Annotated in this window: 10 protein-coding genes and 1 tRNA gene; 5 read left to right on the forward strand and 6 right to left on the reverse strand. The window is 61.5% G+C overall.

Annotated elements, in window-relative coordinates:
- Positions 1-48: 48 nt before the first annotated feature.
- The 4 genes from G3A50_RS18935 (at position 49) to G3A50_RS18950 (ending at position 5,702) form a co-directional block, all read left to right on the forward strand.
- The gene (locus tag G3A50_RS18935; protein WP_163076692.1) at positions 49-459 is read left to right on the forward strand and encodes a DoxX family protein; all 411 of its coding nucleotides are present in this window, start codon (positions 49-51) and stop codon (positions 457-459) included.
- 25 nt (positions 460-484) lie between these two features.
- Positions 485-2,179, forward strand: a complete 1,695-nt coding sequence (locus tag G3A50_RS18940; RefSeq protein WP_163076693.1) for a formate--tetrahydrofolate ligase — start codon at positions 485-487, stop codon at positions 2,177-2,179.
- A gap of 114 nt (positions 2,180-2,293) precedes the next feature.
- Positions 2,294-2,379, forward strand: a tRNA-Leu gene (locus tag G3A50_RS18945).
- 155 nt (positions 2,380-2,534) lie between these two features.
- Positions 2,535-5,702: an autotransporter family protein gene (locus G3A50_RS18950; protein ID WP_163076694.1), complete on the forward strand. Its 3,168-nt coding sequence runs from the start codon at positions 2,535-2,537 to the stop codon at positions 5,700-5,702.
- A 147-nt stretch (positions 5,703-5,849) separates the two neighbouring features.
- Here G3A50_RS18950 and G3A50_RS18955 read toward each other — a convergent pair whose 3' ends face one another.
- The 6 genes from G3A50_RS18955 to G3A50_RS18980 form a co-directional block, all read right to left on the reverse strand.
- A complete protein-coding gene (locus G3A50_RS18955) occupies positions 5,850-7,223 on the reverse strand; it encodes a TolC family protein (RefSeq protein ID WP_246251881.1) in 1,374 nt (457 codons plus the stop codon).
- A 179-nt stretch (positions 7,224-7,402) separates the two neighbouring features.
- Positions 7,403-9,286 (reverse strand): FUSC family protein, encoded by a 1,884-nt coding sequence (locus G3A50_RS18960; protein ID WP_163076695.1) that lies wholly within the window; start codon positions 9,284-9,286, stop codon positions 7,403-7,405.
- Positions 9,270-10,319 (reverse strand): multidrug transporter subunit MdtN, encoded by a 1,050-nt coding sequence (gene mdtN, locus G3A50_RS18965; RefSeq protein ID WP_163076696.1) that lies wholly within the window; start codon positions 10,317-10,319, stop codon positions 9,270-9,272. Before mdtN ends, G3A50_RS18960 begins: the two co-directional genes overlap by 17 nt.
- Positions 10,320-10,322: 3 nt before the next feature.
- Complete coding sequence (locus G3A50_RS18970; RefSeq protein WP_246251884.1) at positions 10,323-10,754, reverse strand: YtcA family lipoprotein; 432 nt, start codon at positions 10,752-10,754, stop codon at positions 10,323-10,325.
- Positions 10,751-11,611, reverse strand: a complete 861-nt coding sequence (locus G3A50_RS18975; protein ID WP_163076697.1) for a hypothetical protein — start codon at positions 11,609-11,611, stop codon at positions 10,751-10,753. Before G3A50_RS18975 ends, G3A50_RS18970 begins: the two co-directional genes overlap by 4 nt.
- A gap of 70 nt (positions 11,612-11,681) precedes the next feature.
- A complete protein-coding gene (locus tag G3A50_RS18980) occupies positions 11,682-12,797 on the reverse strand; it encodes a linear amide C-N hydrolase (RefSeq protein WP_163076698.1) in 1,116 nt (371 codons plus the stop codon).
- 304 nt (positions 12,798-13,101) lie between these two features.
- On the opposite strand from G3A50_RS18980, the gene gad reads away from it, so the two are divergent.
- The gene (gene gad / locus G3A50_RS18985) at positions 13,102-14,508 is read left to right on the forward strand and encodes a glutamate decarboxylase (RefSeq protein ID WP_425483422.1); all 1,407 of its coding nucleotides are present in this window, start codon (positions 13,102-13,104) and stop codon (positions 14,506-14,508) included.
- Positions 14,509-14,730: the final 222 nt, after the last annotated feature.

Genomic DNA, 14,730 nt, shown 5'->3' on the forward strand with positions numbered 1-14,730 from the left:
GTGCGTTACGCTATTTCTTCGGGTCGTAGCTCCACAAGGAACGACGTCATGACACCGGCTCTCATCTCCGGAATCCTGCGGTCCCCCATCACGGCCTTCGTCGCGCGACTTCTGTTGGTTTTCATGTTTCTCGGAAGTGGTATCGACAAGCTCGTGAACTTCGGCAACGCGCAGGAAGAGATGGCCTATTTCGGGCTGAATCCGCCGGCGCTTTTTGCGGTGCTCACCATCATCGCCCAACTCGGTGGCGCGGCGCTCATTTTGATCAACCGGGCTACCTGGCTCGGGGCAGGTGGGCTGGCGATCTTCACCGTCCTGACCATCCCCATCGCCCATCACTTCTGGACCATGGAAGGCGAAGCGCGGCTGATCGAATTTTACTTTGTCGTCGAGCATCTGGCGGTTGTCGGCGGCATGATGCTCGTGGCCATTCTGGCCGAACGCACACGCGTGGCCTGAGGGCGAGGGAGGAGCGGCAATCATCATGAACAAGGCAGTGCGTGAGATCGATCCGAACAGCGACGCGGCAATCGCGGCGCGGGTCGACCCTCGTCCGATCGAAGAGATTGGCGCCAAACTCGGCGTGCCGGTCGACGCCCTTTTTCGCTATGGCCACTACAAGGCCAAAATCGCGCTGGACTTCGCCCGCCGAGCCGAGGTCAGGGCTGACGGCAAACTGATCCTGGTCACTGCCATTAATCCCACACCGGCAGGTGAGGGCAAAACCACGACGACGATCGGTCTTGGCGACGCATTGGCGCGCGCGGGCAAGAAGGTCGCCATCGCCCTGCGTGAGCCCAGTCTCGGACCGGTCTTCGGTTCGAAGGGGGGCGCTACCGGCGGCGGGCATTCGCAGATCATCCCGATGCAGGATATCAACCTGCATTTCACCGGGGACTTTCATGCCATCAGCGCCGCGCATAATCTTCTCGCGGCAGCGATCGACAATCATGTCTACTGGGGAAATGCGCTCGATATCGACACGCGCCGCATCAATTGGCGTCGTGTCGTCGATCTGAATGACCGTGCGCTGCGCAGCGTCGTGGTGGGTCTCGGCGGTCCCGCCAATGGCTTCTCGCGCGAAGACGGCTTCGACATCACGGTCGCCAGCGAAGTGATGGCGATCTTCTGTCTTGCTCGCTCGCTGAATGATCTTGAAGAGCGTCTTGGCCGTATGGTGGTGGCCCAGACCCGCGCCCGTCAGCCGGTGACAGCCAGCCAACTGAAGATCACGGGCTCGATGACGGCGCTGCTGCGCGACGCCTTCCAGCCGAACCTCGTGCAGACGCTGGAAGGTACGCCCGCCTTTGTCCATGGCGGTCCTTTCGCCAACATCGCCCATGGCTGCAATTCGGTGATCGCTACGCGCACGGCTCTCGGGCTTGCCGATTATGTCGTCACGGAAGCGGGCTTTGGTGCGGATCTTGGTGCGGAGAAGTTCCTTGACATCAAGTGCCGGCAGGCGGGCCTTGCGCCTTCGGCGGTGGTGATTGTGGCGACGGTGCGTGCGCTGAAAATGCATGGCGGTGTGGCGCAGAAGGATCTGGGCCCGGAGAATGTCGAGGCCGTACAGCGCGGCGCGGGCAACCTCGTGCGGCACATCGAGAACATGAAGGCATTCGGCGTTCCGGTGGTAGTCGCGATCAACCGCTTCACCAGCGACACTCCCTCGGAGATCGCCGCGATCGAGGCTGCTTGCGCGGCGGTGGATGCAAGCGTGCACCTTTGCTCGCATTGGGCCGACGGATCGGCCGGCGCTGTTGCGCTTGCAGAAGAGGTCGTGAGCCTTACGCAGCAGGCGTCCAATTTTAGCCCGCTCTATGAGAGCGGGCTTCCGTTGGTGCAGAAGATCGAGACCATCGCGCGGCGCATCTACCGCGCCGGTGGGGTCTCGATCGAGCCGGGCGCGCTAAAGAAGCTCTCGGAGTTCGAAGCCATGGGTTATGGCGATCTGCCGATCTGCATGGCCAAGACCCAATATAGCTTCTCCGCCGACCCCACGAGGCGCGGGACGCCGGAGGATTTCATCCTGCCGATCCGGGATGTGCGACTGTCGGCCGGAGCTGGCTTCGTCGTTGCGCTGTGCGGCGAGGTGATGACCATGCCGGGTCTGCCCTCGCACCCTGCCGCCGAAAATATCTTCGTCGACGAGACCGGTTTTATCGGCGGCCTGAGCTAAGGCGCTTCTGGGCGTCTGGTGAGGGTGGCGAAGATACAGAAAACGCTGATAAGCAGAGACGTGCTCTCAGGCCAATTCGGGCTGGTCTTCGTGGGGCCGTGGCTGAGAGCAGGGGCGGGCGTGGCGAAACGGGTAGACGCAACGAACTTAAAATTCGTTTCTCTATGAGAGTGCCGGTTCGAGTCCGGCCGCCCGCACCAAAGACAAGCGTCACGGAGAAGCATCCGTTTTACCGACCCACAAGGCAGTCCCCGCTGGATGACAGACAGGGCTCACAGCAAGGGCGGTCTGGGGTCCGCCCACGTTTGACGCTTCGGAATCCAATGGTAGCATGCGGCCGCTTGGGGAGTGGGGCATGCACTTTCGCAGTCGGGTGGGTGAGCGCGCTGTGAGGCATGGCTTCAGCGCTATTTCTGCTATTGGCATGGGACTCGCGGTCATCGCGCCTTGCCGCGCCCAGGTAGCCGAGGAGTCAGCTTATATTCCGCTCCACCCGGCAAATGGGCAGACCGCGACCGTTTCGGTGGAGGTCGGCGGTGGACCTGCCACGCAGGTTTTGTTCGACACCGGCTCGAACGGTCTCCGGATATTGTCCAGTGAGGTCGGTTCCGACATTGTCGTGACGTCGACGCAGATCATTTATGGATACGGTTCCGGCCTCCAGTTCGAGGGCAGCCTCGCTTATGGGAGCGTGACCTTCAACGAGGCGTCGACGCCGAACGGTCAACCGCTGACCACGGCAGATCCGATTCCCTTCCAGTATGTGACAAGCTGCAACGGTTCCACCAACCTCGCCACGTGCCAGGTACCTACCGGTACGAGCGGCATCATGGGAGTGGGCTATGAGAACCGGGTTACCAGCAGTCAGGACGTCTCGTTCAATCCGCTCGCCCAGCTTCCCGGCAATTTCGCGAACGGCTTCATTGTGGAAGGGTGGAACACCCTGACCACGGCGAGTCCCAACGCACAGGTTGTGGTGGGCCTTACCTCTGCAAATACCGCGGACTTCATGTTTGTCCCGCTCTCGCCTTCGCCGAACTCGACTCCGCCAGACGGAGTGAACGCCTGGGACACCACGCTCTATACCTGTTTTTCGGTGAATGGTGCGGCACCCATCTGCGGTCCAGCGCTCCTCGATACGGGCGAGACCACCGGGCATTTCGATGGCACGGTTGATCCGGCCCTGCTGGAGCAGGGGGACATTATCAAGAGCGGAAACAGTGTCGCTGTAAGCGTGGGTAGCTTGCCAACCCTGGTCATCACCACCGGTGGCGAAGGCGCAACATATAAGACAACTTCGGAAGAGCGTGGAAATACCGGCCAGCTTATCTATCAATACTATACGGTGGCCTTCGACAATGTGAACGGGCGCCTCGGTTTCGCGCCTCTTATGAGTCTGGTCTACGGGGAGTTCTACCCTGATAGCGATGCCAGTTTCGGAGCGCCAGGCATCTCAGTCGGTCTTGATGCGAAGCTATTCCTCAATGACGGCTTCTCCAGCTCTCGAGCCTTCCTGATCGGCTCGGATGCCGAAATAAAAGTACACGAAGGTGCGACGGCCGTGCTCTCCGGCACGCTGTCGGGCGCCAACGGCTTGGTTGTCACGGGGCAGGGCACGCTGGTTCTCGATGGCCTCAATACCTATACCGGCGGTACCCTGGTGAGTGGCGGGGGCGCCTTGCTGGCAACCGGGGATGGCGCGTTGGGAGTCGCGGGTGAGGGGGTCGTGCTGCAGGGAGCGACCCTTGCCACGACAGATGGATTCCTTTCCCCCAACCGCGCGCTGGTGATCGGCGGTCTTGGCGGGGCTCTGGCCAGCGAGGGCCGCACCACCTGGGGCGGCCTCATTAGGGGCGACGGCGAACTGCACTTTGAACAGGGGGTGTGGAACCTCACCGGCAGTGGTGCGACCGAGGGAGGCGCACATGTCGAGGCCGGCGCCAGTCTGGCTGCGAACGGCGACTTTTCCGAATGGAATGTGCTGGTTCACCAAGGCGGGACGCTTTCGGGCACAGGCGTGGTGGGCGCAACCGAGGTTCTAGGCGTTTTTGCGCCGGGTAATTCCATCGGTACGCTCACGGTCAACGGATCGCTGGCGCTTCAGCCCGGTTCGGCGCTCGCGATTGAACTCGGCGCGCCGGGGAGCAGCGACCGTGTCGACGTGGAGGGCCCCGTCACCATTGAAGGCGCCGTTCTCCAACTCACTGGCACCGGCGGGATGGTGCCGGCCTTGGGCAGCAGCTATACGATCCTCACCTCCACAGGCGGCATTTCGGGTGCCGGTTTTTCCGATGTGGGGGATCCCTTCGGCTCCCTTTATCCCTTTCTCGATGCGCAGCTGAACTCCGGCCCGAAGAGCCTTGCGGTCGATGTGGTTCGCAGTACCACGCCGTTCGCCTCGCTGGCCGGCACCGCCAATCAGCGCTCAGTCGCACAGGCGCTCGATCAACTGCCGGCGACGAATCTTCTGGCCGAGCAGGCGGCTTCCCTTACCGGAGTGCAGGCGCCAACAGCATTTTCCGCCTTATCCGGCGGGATCTACCCCAGCGTATCGACGGTGCTGGTCGACCAGAGCACGATGCTGCGGGGTATCATTGCGGAGCGTGCCCATGTTGCCGCAGGGGTTCCACCGACGGCCGCCGCGAGCCCGCTCTCTTCTGGTAAGGCGAATAGGGATCGGGCCGATGGCGCAACGGGCGACAGTGGTGCGTTCTGGGCCGAGGCATTCGGCAATTCCGGCAACATCGATGGCACAGGCAATACGGCCGCGGTGGGGATCCGTACCGGGGGCATCCTCGTGGGTTACGACCGAACTTTCGGCGAGGGATGGCGAATTGGCGTAGCGGGCGGTTACAGCCACGATAGTTTTTCCGCGGACAGCCTTTCCTCGTCGGGTTCGTCGGACAATTACCACATAGCGGCGTATGGCGGCGCCGTAGCGGGGGCATGGGGGCTGAGGCTCGGCGGGGTCTTCAGTTGGAACGACCTTTCCACTGACCGCAGCATTCTGTTCGGTAACTTCGCCGATCAGCTTACCGCGGATTATTCCGCTCATACGGGGCAGGTATTCGGAGAACTTGGCTACACGACGTCCGTCGGCGAACTCGGTATCGAGCCATTCGCCGGGCTGGCTTATGTGAAGGTGGACACCGATGCCTTCCAGGAGGCGGGTGGGCCCGCGGCGCTCTACGGTTATTCGGAAAGCACCGCCGTCACCTATTCAACGCTTGGCGCACGAATTGCCGTTCCGCTGCCCCTCGGCGTGCCCGCCACGTTGCGAACGATGCTCGCCTGGCAGCACGCCTTCGGCGATACGGATCCGGTCTCGCAGCTGGCATTCGGCGCCTCAAACGCGTCCTTTACCGAGAGCGGTGCTCCTATTGCCACCGACTCCGCCCTGATCGATGTGGGTTTGGAGATGGCGCCGACCGAAAACGCCCGGCTCAGGATTTCCTATTTCGGTCAGCTCGCGGAAAACACATCGATCAATGCGGTGAAAGGGAGCTTTACACTGCGCTTCTGAATCCGGGATGCGGTAAGAGACTGAAGCCCACCTGTTCGCCACCCGACACATGGACACCTGCGCCAAACGATCGCTGGTGCTGTCGGCGCCACGGGCATTGCGAACTGGGGAGCTAGACTCTGGCGAGCGGCCATGGCGGACTGAATTCTATGGCACCGTGGTGCTGGACGTCATGGCGCCGACGACAAAGGCGAGATTGGCGGCGCCGATGAGAGACGCTGCATGGGCGTCAGCCAGTGCTTCCCGCGCGTCGAGCAAGCCGCTGTCGGCTGCTGTGGCCGCCGTTACCGTCCCAACGCCGTTCTTGTAGGCTTCCAGCGCCGCGTCATAGGTCGTGGCCGCCGCCTTGGTGAGTGCCGTCGCTGCGCGGTAAGACTCGAGGGCCGTGCGCAGCTGGTTGTTCGCGGCGACGATTTCCGTCACAGCGAGGGTCTGTGTGCGCCGGAAGGCGCTTTCAGCGGCATCGGAACGGGATTGCGCTTGCTTGAGCTGCGCGGCGCGAAGTCCCGCGTCATAGAGTGGCACGCTCGCGCCGACCAGTACACCTGATCCTGTCGCCTGCTGGCCGATTGTCGGCAGTCCGTTCGCGTTGAAGCTTCCCTCGCCGGACGCCACCGCGCCTGCGACGAACACCTTGGGCATGAACTCGGCCTCAGCCGCCGTGATGCCGGCCTTGCTGGCCTGTAGCGCTGAATAGCTGGCAACCACGTCCGGCCGCTGCGCCAATGCGAGTTTGATCACGGCATCGAGCGGCACCTTCGAGGCATCGGGAAGGTTGCGACGGTCTGCATTTCCCACGCGAATGCGCAGCGTCGCGTTGATGCCCATGGCGGCGAGAAGTGTCTGGTAGGCATCCCGCTCCTGACCCTCTGCCTGCACGCGTCGAAGCTCAGATTGCGCCACCTGTTGGCGCGCCTGGGCGACCTCCACCGTCGTCGCCAGCCCTCTGGCCTGTCGGCCTTCGGCTGCATCTCGGATCGCGATGGAGTTTCGCCGGGTCTGCTGGGTGATCTTCGTGCGCTGTACGGACGCCCCGTAGGCATAATAGGCACGGGTGACATCGAAGATCAGCTTCTGATGCTCGCCGTTGAAAAGCACATTGGCAGCGAAGGCGCCGTGCTTTGCGGCGTCGGCGACGGCGGCACGCTGGCCGAAGTCGAAAATGAGCCATTGCAGCGCAATGGAGGGTGACACGCCCTCTGCGGTCGTCTCGAAATAACGTTGGTTGCCAAGCGCTACCGGCAGGGGCGTTTCGACGTCTTGCCGCCCACCGATAACATTGGCGGTGATGAGCGGCAGATAGGTCGCCTCGACCATGCCAACCGCAAGCGCGGCCTCGCGTGCTCGCTGCCAGGCGATACGGGTCGTCGGGTTGTTGCGCTGGGCGATGTCGATGAGCTGAGGCAGCTCATAGGTGCGATTGAGATCCAAATCCGGCGTATTGGGCAGCTCGGCCAAAGTGGGGCTGGCGGGTACGCTGAAATCCCTCGGCGCGCCGGGTGCCTCGGCACCATCCGTCATCGGCCGAGCTGTGCTCCAAAGGCCACCTTCCTCACCGCTTGGGTGCCATGGCCGGTCGGGGGAGGGCGATGCCATGTTCACCGCATTCGGCGCACAGCCGGCGATCATCATGGCCGCGAGGATCGCGGTCCATCGGCTGGATCTGGAAGCGCCATGCGCGGGGGACAAGGTCATTGGCCCTACTTCACCACGGCCGTTTCAAGGCGGTCCAGACTCACGTTTATGAGGGAGGAGTTCCCTGTTGCTGGGCGGGCGGTGGTCACGGGGGTGTCCGTGGTCGGTTCACGGATGACCCGCGAAAGTTCTTCGAGCCGCGATGCCAGTGGAGAGAGGTCGCCGCGGTCGAGATAAATGCCACGGGCGAGAGCCTCTATTTCTTCGGCCGCTACATGCAGTGCGTTTTCCCTCGCCTGCGATGGTCGGATTGCACGAGGCTCGAAGGCAATGAGTTCAAGAGACGCGCCGCATTTGGCGAGCGTGTTCTCGATCGCTGCGACGTGAGGAACAGCACCAAGCCTTCTCGCTGGCTCCATGTGGGCGAGCCTGGCAAGCGCGGAGAGCGCATCTGCCAGCTGATTGCGCACCGTCTTCTCGATCGAAACAGCCCAGACCTGCGTGAAGATGACATAGACGACAAAATTGCCCAGCAGGATGCCGAAGATGCGGTCGCGCGCGGCATCGAGGTCCAGACTGGGACCAAAGCCCTGTACCACGGTGAGCAGGAAGGCTAGGGCGATCTGCACACCGCCATAAGAGATCCGTTCATTGCCACTGGAGACCCAACCTCCGACCAATGTGCCGACGAAGACCAAGGTCATCAGTCCGCCAACAGATTCGAGGTGGGGCATGACGAACAGAATCGCGCCAATTCCCATCGCCGCGCCGATCAGGCAGCCAACAATGCGCAACCCCAGTTTATGGACGGTCTCACCCGTCGTTCCCAGTGCCGCCACGTAGCAGGTGATCATCGCCGTGTGGATGCCCTGCCAGTCGATGCCGGTGTAAATGACGTAGCAGACCATCGCGGCGGCTGTCGTCTTCAGGGCGAAGCGCTGATAGTCGGGATTGGTGAACGCGTCGGGATTGAAGAAGGAAGGCTTTGCGGCGGAAACAACGGTTCCTTCCAGTTCGCCGGCGAGAACGGCGAGAGCTTTCCATATCTCCTGCTCGGCCACATTCAGCGGCGTTGCCTGGTCCATAGGCGTTGGTGGAAGCAAGCCCTGGTCCAGTGCCAGGAGCGTGTGTTCGATTTGGGTAGCGATCGCCGCCCGACGGGTGGGATCCAAATCCTCCGGCAGGCAGGCTACGGCGACCATGAGACGATAGGCGGCGCGCACGTCCCGGGCGACCTGCCCGGCAGCATCGGAAGAGACGAGGTGAAGCACGCGCACGAAGGTCGCTTGCTTCTCAACATCCTCATTGCCCTCTCCGAGGAGGTCGGCGAGCGCGCGGCGAGTCTGGGCGGTATCATCGGAGATGACACGCAAGGAAGCCTGGAGGCGCTGCCGCAGCTTTTCGCGCAGAAGGCGGACGGGGGACATGCCGACAAACAGATTAAAGACGATCATCAGCGCCATCGGCATCGCGGCCATATACCACGCGTAGCGCAGGGCCATCGTCACGGCATCGCCGAACGGAGCATTGCTCAACAGTGTCAGCACGAATGCTATGACGAGGGCGATGACGCCTCCTATTTCGCCAAGCTGGCTCGCCGCACCGATAAACAGGAAGCCGAACGAAATCAGCGCGATCAACGCCAGACGCAGCGCTGGGGACTCGATGGCCACGTGGGTCAGCAGCACGACGAACGCGACGACCAACGTGACGAGGACGATGAGACCGAGGGCGGTTCCGATGTTGACCACGGCGTCGGGCTTCATGAGGAAGATGATCAGATAGCAGCTGATCGATGCTTCCGGCAGTTCGTAGACCATGGCAACCAGGGTCACCAGCGCACATAGGAGAGCGACACGCCAGGTGAGCGCCGCGCGGCCGGGAAACGGTGCGAGGTCGGCGAGTGCCTGACGGAGCAGGCCGCCTGCGCGATCAGCAGCTATTGCCATGGCGCACGATCGCTACGGCGGATGCCCCCATCCGCATGAGGTCCTCGGGAGGGTCGATCAGTTTGATACGCACTGGAAAACGCTGAACGATCCTGACCCAGTTCAGGGACTTGGGGACGTAGGGTAGGTTGCGGGGGATGTTGAGAATATCCTCCGATACAACGCCCCAACCAATGCCCTCGACCCTGCCGTCGATCGGGGTCGCGCGGTTCGCCAGGGCGAACACGCGAGCACAATCACCAACGTTGATGTTCTCAAGCTCTGTCTCCCGGAAGAAGGCGGAGGCATACCAACTTTCGGTATTGATGAGGGTGAACACCGACTGCCCCGGCGCCACGATTTCTCCGGTCGAGATCGCGAGCCCGACGACCCGGCCGTCGTGAGGCGCGCGCGTTTCGGTGTTGGCGAGATTGCGCTCGGCAATAGCGAGCGCCGCTTGGCGGGCCTCCACAAGGGCATCCGCCGCGTCGAGAGAGGTCACCAGACTGTCCGCTGCCGCCGCCTGCTTCACGGATTGGCTGAGGCTGAGTGCTGCGTCGTCGCGGGCGGTGCGGGCGTCGTCGACCTGCTGGGCGGTCACGTAGCCTTTAGGCAGCAGGGGCAGGAGACGCGCGAGGGTCTGTTCGGCGAGGGCGAGATTGGTACGTGCACGGTTGATCTGCTCAGCCGCGATTGCCGCGTTGGATTGTTCGGCCGCAATGGTACGTCTCTGAGTGTCTCGGGCCGCCTCGGCAATCCTCAGGTCCGCCTTCGCCTGATCCACGGCGAGCCGATAGGGCTCCGGGTCTATGACGAACAACACGTCGTTCCGGGATACTTTTTGATTCTCGGAGACGGAGATGTCGACGATACGGCCAGCGACGGTGGAGGCGACGTTGACGATGCTCGCGGTCAGTACCGCATCTTCGGAAAGCGGATTGCGTTCTGCCTGCCGAAAATAGAGCCAGCCAACCGTGATCGCGCCGACAATTATCAGAGCGCCGAGCGTTGAGCCCAAGAGGCTCCTGCGATGAGAGTAGGCGGAAGAAGCCATGGCCTAACGCCCGTACACGAGGAGGGCGAGGCTGAAGCCGATGACCGCAGCAAGACAGGTGTACACGACAAGCCGCCAGGGCAGCGCATCGTCAACGCCCAAGGGGATGAAGAGGGCGCGTATCGCGAGCGCGCCTATTACGCCTGCTGCTGCGCAGAAAAGCCAGAATGGGAAATAAGCACCGAACAGGGGTAGGGAGGGGCTGGCGTGCCGGGTGCATCCCCCGAGGCCGAACAGGCCAATCGCAAGAACGCTGGATATGCGAGCAATAGGTACTCCGCGCATCTCGCCCCCGGTCATCACGCGCTTGATCGCACAGTTAACAGGCGCTGCCGGCCAATCCAACCCTGATGCCTGGTCATGTGCCGTGTTTTGAACGGGTTGCGCGTTGTATCGCACGCTGCGTGGCAAATCTGTCAGAGGGTCGCGGCTCATTCGGCGCTCGCCTGCCGACTTTCGCGCATTGACAGGACGGCGCCGACGAAGAAGCAGAGTGCGCCGACAAAGAGATGGGCAGTGGATACGTTCATGATCCACGCTGCTTCGGGGCCGCGCGGGACGTAAGCGAGGACGGCAGCGGTCATGAAGGCAATGCAGCCAAGGAGATTTATGAAGACGATCTGCCAGTCCAGGCGCCGAGGATTCCAGCTCCAGTAGCCATGGCCGGCTTCTATGAAAGCGAGATAGGCAGAGACGAGGAACAGGATCGACCCCACCATGTCGGGTAGCCAGATGGCGATATCCTGCATGTACCAGCGGCTCGGCGCGTGGATCGTGTCGTAGGTGTTGATGTTGAACGCGAGGGTGCCGACGAACTGCGTGAACGTGCTCAACCAGCCCGGACTGTGTGGGTGCCAGCCAAGTAGAGCCGGGCGGTTGCGTGGCATATGAGACGCGGGGTCGAGCGCAAACGCGCTGGCATTCGCCGCCTGCAAGTGCTGCATATAGGCAGCCGTTGTGAAGGGAACAGAACCGGCGAAGAAGATGCTGTTGATCACGTGAAGTGGCACGCCGGCCCCACCCGGGATGAGCGAAAGCGCGCTTCCCAGCATGAAGAGGAACGAGCCCGCCGCAAAGATCAGGCCGACGTACCAGTTGTAGATCTGGGTCTGCCAGAACGCGATGGGAACCGTCTCAAGTGCCCGCGATTCGCGATCAAGACCCTTGCGATGCTGGCGGTCGCGCCAGACAATGTGGCGGCCGGCCAGACTGTAGCTATGGAACGTGATGAACGGCCAGGGGCCGGCTCCTTTCACGCGCGCGCCGTGCTGCCGGCCGGTAGCGTCCTTCATGCGCGCGGTCCGGATCGGCAATCGTTGCGCTGGGTCCTCAGGGCCGTCGTAGCCCGGATCGCGGCTGAACTCATGAAGGCGTCGCGCCCTTGAGTATTTCGGTCGCGTCCATGGCAGCTCCATTGAGCTTCTTTAGTGGCAGCACCTTCGGCTGCGCCGTGCCGGCGAGTGCGCCCAAATCGATGCAGCTGAAGTTCAGACTCTGATAGTCGCGAACGAAGAACAGTCGTCGGTCGAGGTCGGCGAGGCTGGTCCAGGTGGTGAATTCGGTCGCGTATTCAGTCGTCTTGTCATTCTCCAGGCCCGCCACCTCCAGGTGCCCGCCTGACAGCTCCGGATAGTCGATTGTAATGCCGCGCGGCCTGTCAAAATTGTTCATGATGTGGGCGACAGCGCGCACGGCGAGGTCAGGCGTCGCCGCTTTCTCGGCAAACTGAGCGTAGAAGGCGGCGCGTACAAAGCGGCCAACCGATGTGTTGGAGGCCGGCAGGCCAGCCGTCGCAATACCGGAATCCGGCTGTGCCACTTTCAGCGAACCAAAGCTTGCGCTGGACTGGTCCACATTGGAAAGGAACGTGTAGTTGCTGAGGTTGGTAAGGTGCCAGCGGAAGTCCGGCCCGTTGGTCATGACGCCGACGGGGTTGTCATGGACCGACATCTCTCCGCGGTTAAACTCGATAACGGCCGAGGCGCCGGTGGCGTCGTGCATGACATAGTGGAAGGGGGATTCCACGCCGCCGAGAATGGCAAGTGGCGTCAGCAGGATGGGCTGCTCCGCCAGCGCGGCTTTCACCTCCGCTACGGTTGAGAACTGACCGAGTACCCAGGTTCCAAGATCGGAAGCTGAAAGGACGCTTTGCGTCATCGCGACCGAATGATGCCCGCCACCGGCAGTAGGATAGGACAGAAGGCTGAAAGTGAGGCCTTGATCATTGATGCCCTCAAGAACCTTCAGATCTTCGATGCCGATCGGTGAATCGGCTGTAGGCACCCGGCATGGCATGGTCACCGACAGCATGGCCCGTTTGGCCTTGTACTCGACGGCAGGGTGCCCCGCGATCTGCGAGCGGGTTGGGAAGCCGGCCGGCAAGTAGACGATCTGGTAGGGCAGATCGATCGTGAGTTCCAAGGTGCGGCCGAAATAGGCCTTTCCGGCCGCGTCGCTATAAACCAGTGACGTGCACATATCCGCATACTCCCTGAACGCTGCCGGTGGAGGTTGGCCGCCATATGCCAAGCTCCCTTGCTTTCACGGCCTGAATGTTTCTTACTCTAGGTATATGGGAATGGGTAGGGTGTCTATCGTGCCGGAATTGAAGAATATGGCCTGTCTGATTGTCAATCTTGTTGATTGGTAACTGCCATGTGAGATCTATATATAGATGGATAGTTTATGGCATGAAGATGAAATTTAATTAATGTTAAAGACAGAATTTTACTGTATTGTTGTTGTTTGTTTGGATGAACTATCATCTTAAAGGAGGCCAGCCTTGACATCCCACCGTTCCGGCAGGGAGTTGCGCAGCGAGGTTCTCGATGACGTCTACTCGTCGAGCGATCTGCTGAAGCAGCTGCCAAAGTTCCACTTTCCCAAGGCTGAGAGGGATCCGCGGCATGTCTTTGCCGCCGTGCGCGACGAGTTGATGCTGGACGGGAATTCGCGCCAGAACCTGGCCACCTTCTGCCAGACATGGGTGGACGACGAGATCCAGGACCTGATGTCCTTGTCGATCGACAAGAACATGATCGACAAGGATGAGTACCCCCAGACCGCCGAGATCGAGGCGCGCTGCGTACACATGCTGGCCGATCTGTGGAACTCGCCCGACCCGAAGGGTACGGTTGGTTGCTCTACGGTTGGTTCTTCAGAGGCGGCGATGCTCGGCGGGCTGGCGCTCAAGTGGCAGTGGCGCAAGAGGCGCGCTGCTGCTGGGCTTTCCGCGGACAGGCCGAACATGATCTGTGGTCCAGTGCAGATTTGCTGGCATAAGTTCGCCCGCTATTTCGACGTGGAGCTGCGCGAAATTCCGCTTGAGGGCGACCGCCTCATCATGACGCCGGAGGAAGTGCTCAAGCGCGTCGATGAGAACACGATCGGGGTCGTGCCCACCCTCGGCGTGACGTTCACCTGCCAGTACGAGCCGGTGAAGGCCGTGAGTGACGCGCTCGATGATCTGCAGACGCGGACGGGATTGGATATCCCCATCCATGTGGATGGTGCGAGCGGCGGCTTCCTGGCGCCCTTCTGCGCGCCCGAACTGGAATGGGACTTCCGGCTGCCTCGGGTGAAGTCGATCAACACCTCCGGTCACAAGTTCGGTCTTGCTCCCCTCGGCGTAGGCTGGGTGGTATGGCGTGAGGTCGAGGATCTGCCGAAGGAGCTTATCTTCGATGTGAACTATCTCGGCGGCGACATGCCGACCTTCGCGCTCAATTTCTCGCGCCCGGGCGGTCAGGTGATCACCCAGTACTACAATTTCCTGCGGCTGGGCCGGGAGGGGTACCGGAAGATTCACACGGCCTGCTACGACGCGGCCCAGTTTCTTTCCAAGCAGATAGCGGCCATCGGTCCCTTCGAGATCCTGTTCGACGGCGACAGCAAGAAGGGCATTCCTGCGCTGTGCTGGAAGTTGAAGGACGAGGCTGCGATCGGGGGGTATACACTTTACGATCTGGCTGATCGCCTGCGCAGTCGAGGCTGGCAGGTTCCGGCCTATTCCATGCCTGCGGACCGAGAGGATCTGGTGATCCAGCGCATTCTGGTGCGCCACGGCGTCAGCTTCGATCTCGCATGCCTGCTCCTCGACGATATCAAGCGGTCGGTCGAGTTCTTCGCGATGCATCCGGTAACGCGGCCGATGACCTCGGATGAGGCGGGCGGTTTCAACCACAACTGAAGGCAGGTTCTGCCTCATTGATTAGTGGCCTCGTCGGCACGTCGTCGGCGGGGCCGTTTTGTTGGGTCGATTGATGTTTGCCGGGACAGGAGCAGGATGCTTTTGCGCCGTCTCTATAGCGTGTCAATCTGGAACTAGTCCAAATTAAAATCCATCTATATTTTTAATTTATCAAAATTGTTGCAAATGCTGAAGTCAGAAATTGCCTATTTTTGAAGTATT

It is taken from the genome of Ancylobacter pratisalsi, assembly GCF_010669125.1.
GTDB lineage: Bacteria > Pseudomonadota > Alphaproteobacteria > Rhizobiales > Xanthobacteraceae > Ancylobacter > Ancylobacter pratisalsi.

Bases quoted from the DNA above. Each gene is read 5' to 3' on its own strand.
- G3A50_RS18935 (WP_163076692.1), top strand. From the start codon at position 49: ATGACACCGGCTCTCATCTCCGGAATCCTGCGGTCCCCCATCACGGCC.
- G3A50_RS18940 (WP_163076693.1), top strand. From the start codon at position 485: ATGAACAAGGCAGTGCGTGAGATCGATCCGAACAGCGACGCGGCAATC.
- G3A50_RS18950 (WP_163076694.1), top strand. From the start codon at position 2,535: ATGCACTTTCGCAGTCGGGTGGGTGAGCGCGCTGTGAGGCATGGCTTC.
- G3A50_RS18955 (WP_246251881.1), bottom strand. From the start codon at position 7,223: ATGACGGATGGTGCCGAGGCACCCGGCGCGCCGAGGGATTTCAGCGTA.
- G3A50_RS18960 (WP_163076695.1), bottom strand. From the start codon at position 9,286: ATGGCAATAGCTGCTGATCGCGCAGGCGGCCTGCTCCGTCAGGCACTC.
- mdtN (WP_163076696.1), bottom strand. From the start codon at position 10,319: ATGGCTTCTTCCGCCTACTCTCATCGCAGGAGCCTCTTGGGCTCAACG.
- G3A50_RS18970 (WP_246251884.1), bottom strand. From the start codon at position 10,754: ATGAGCCGCGACCCTCTGACAGATTTGCCACGCAGCGTGCGATACAAC.
- G3A50_RS18975 (WP_163076697.1), bottom strand. From the start codon at position 11,611: ATGAAGGACGCTACCGGCCGGCAGCACGGCGCGCGCGTGAAAGGAGCC.
- G3A50_RS18980 (WP_163076698.1), bottom strand. From the start codon at position 12,797: ATGTGCACGTCACTGGTTTATAGCGACGCGGCCGGAAAGGCCTATTTC.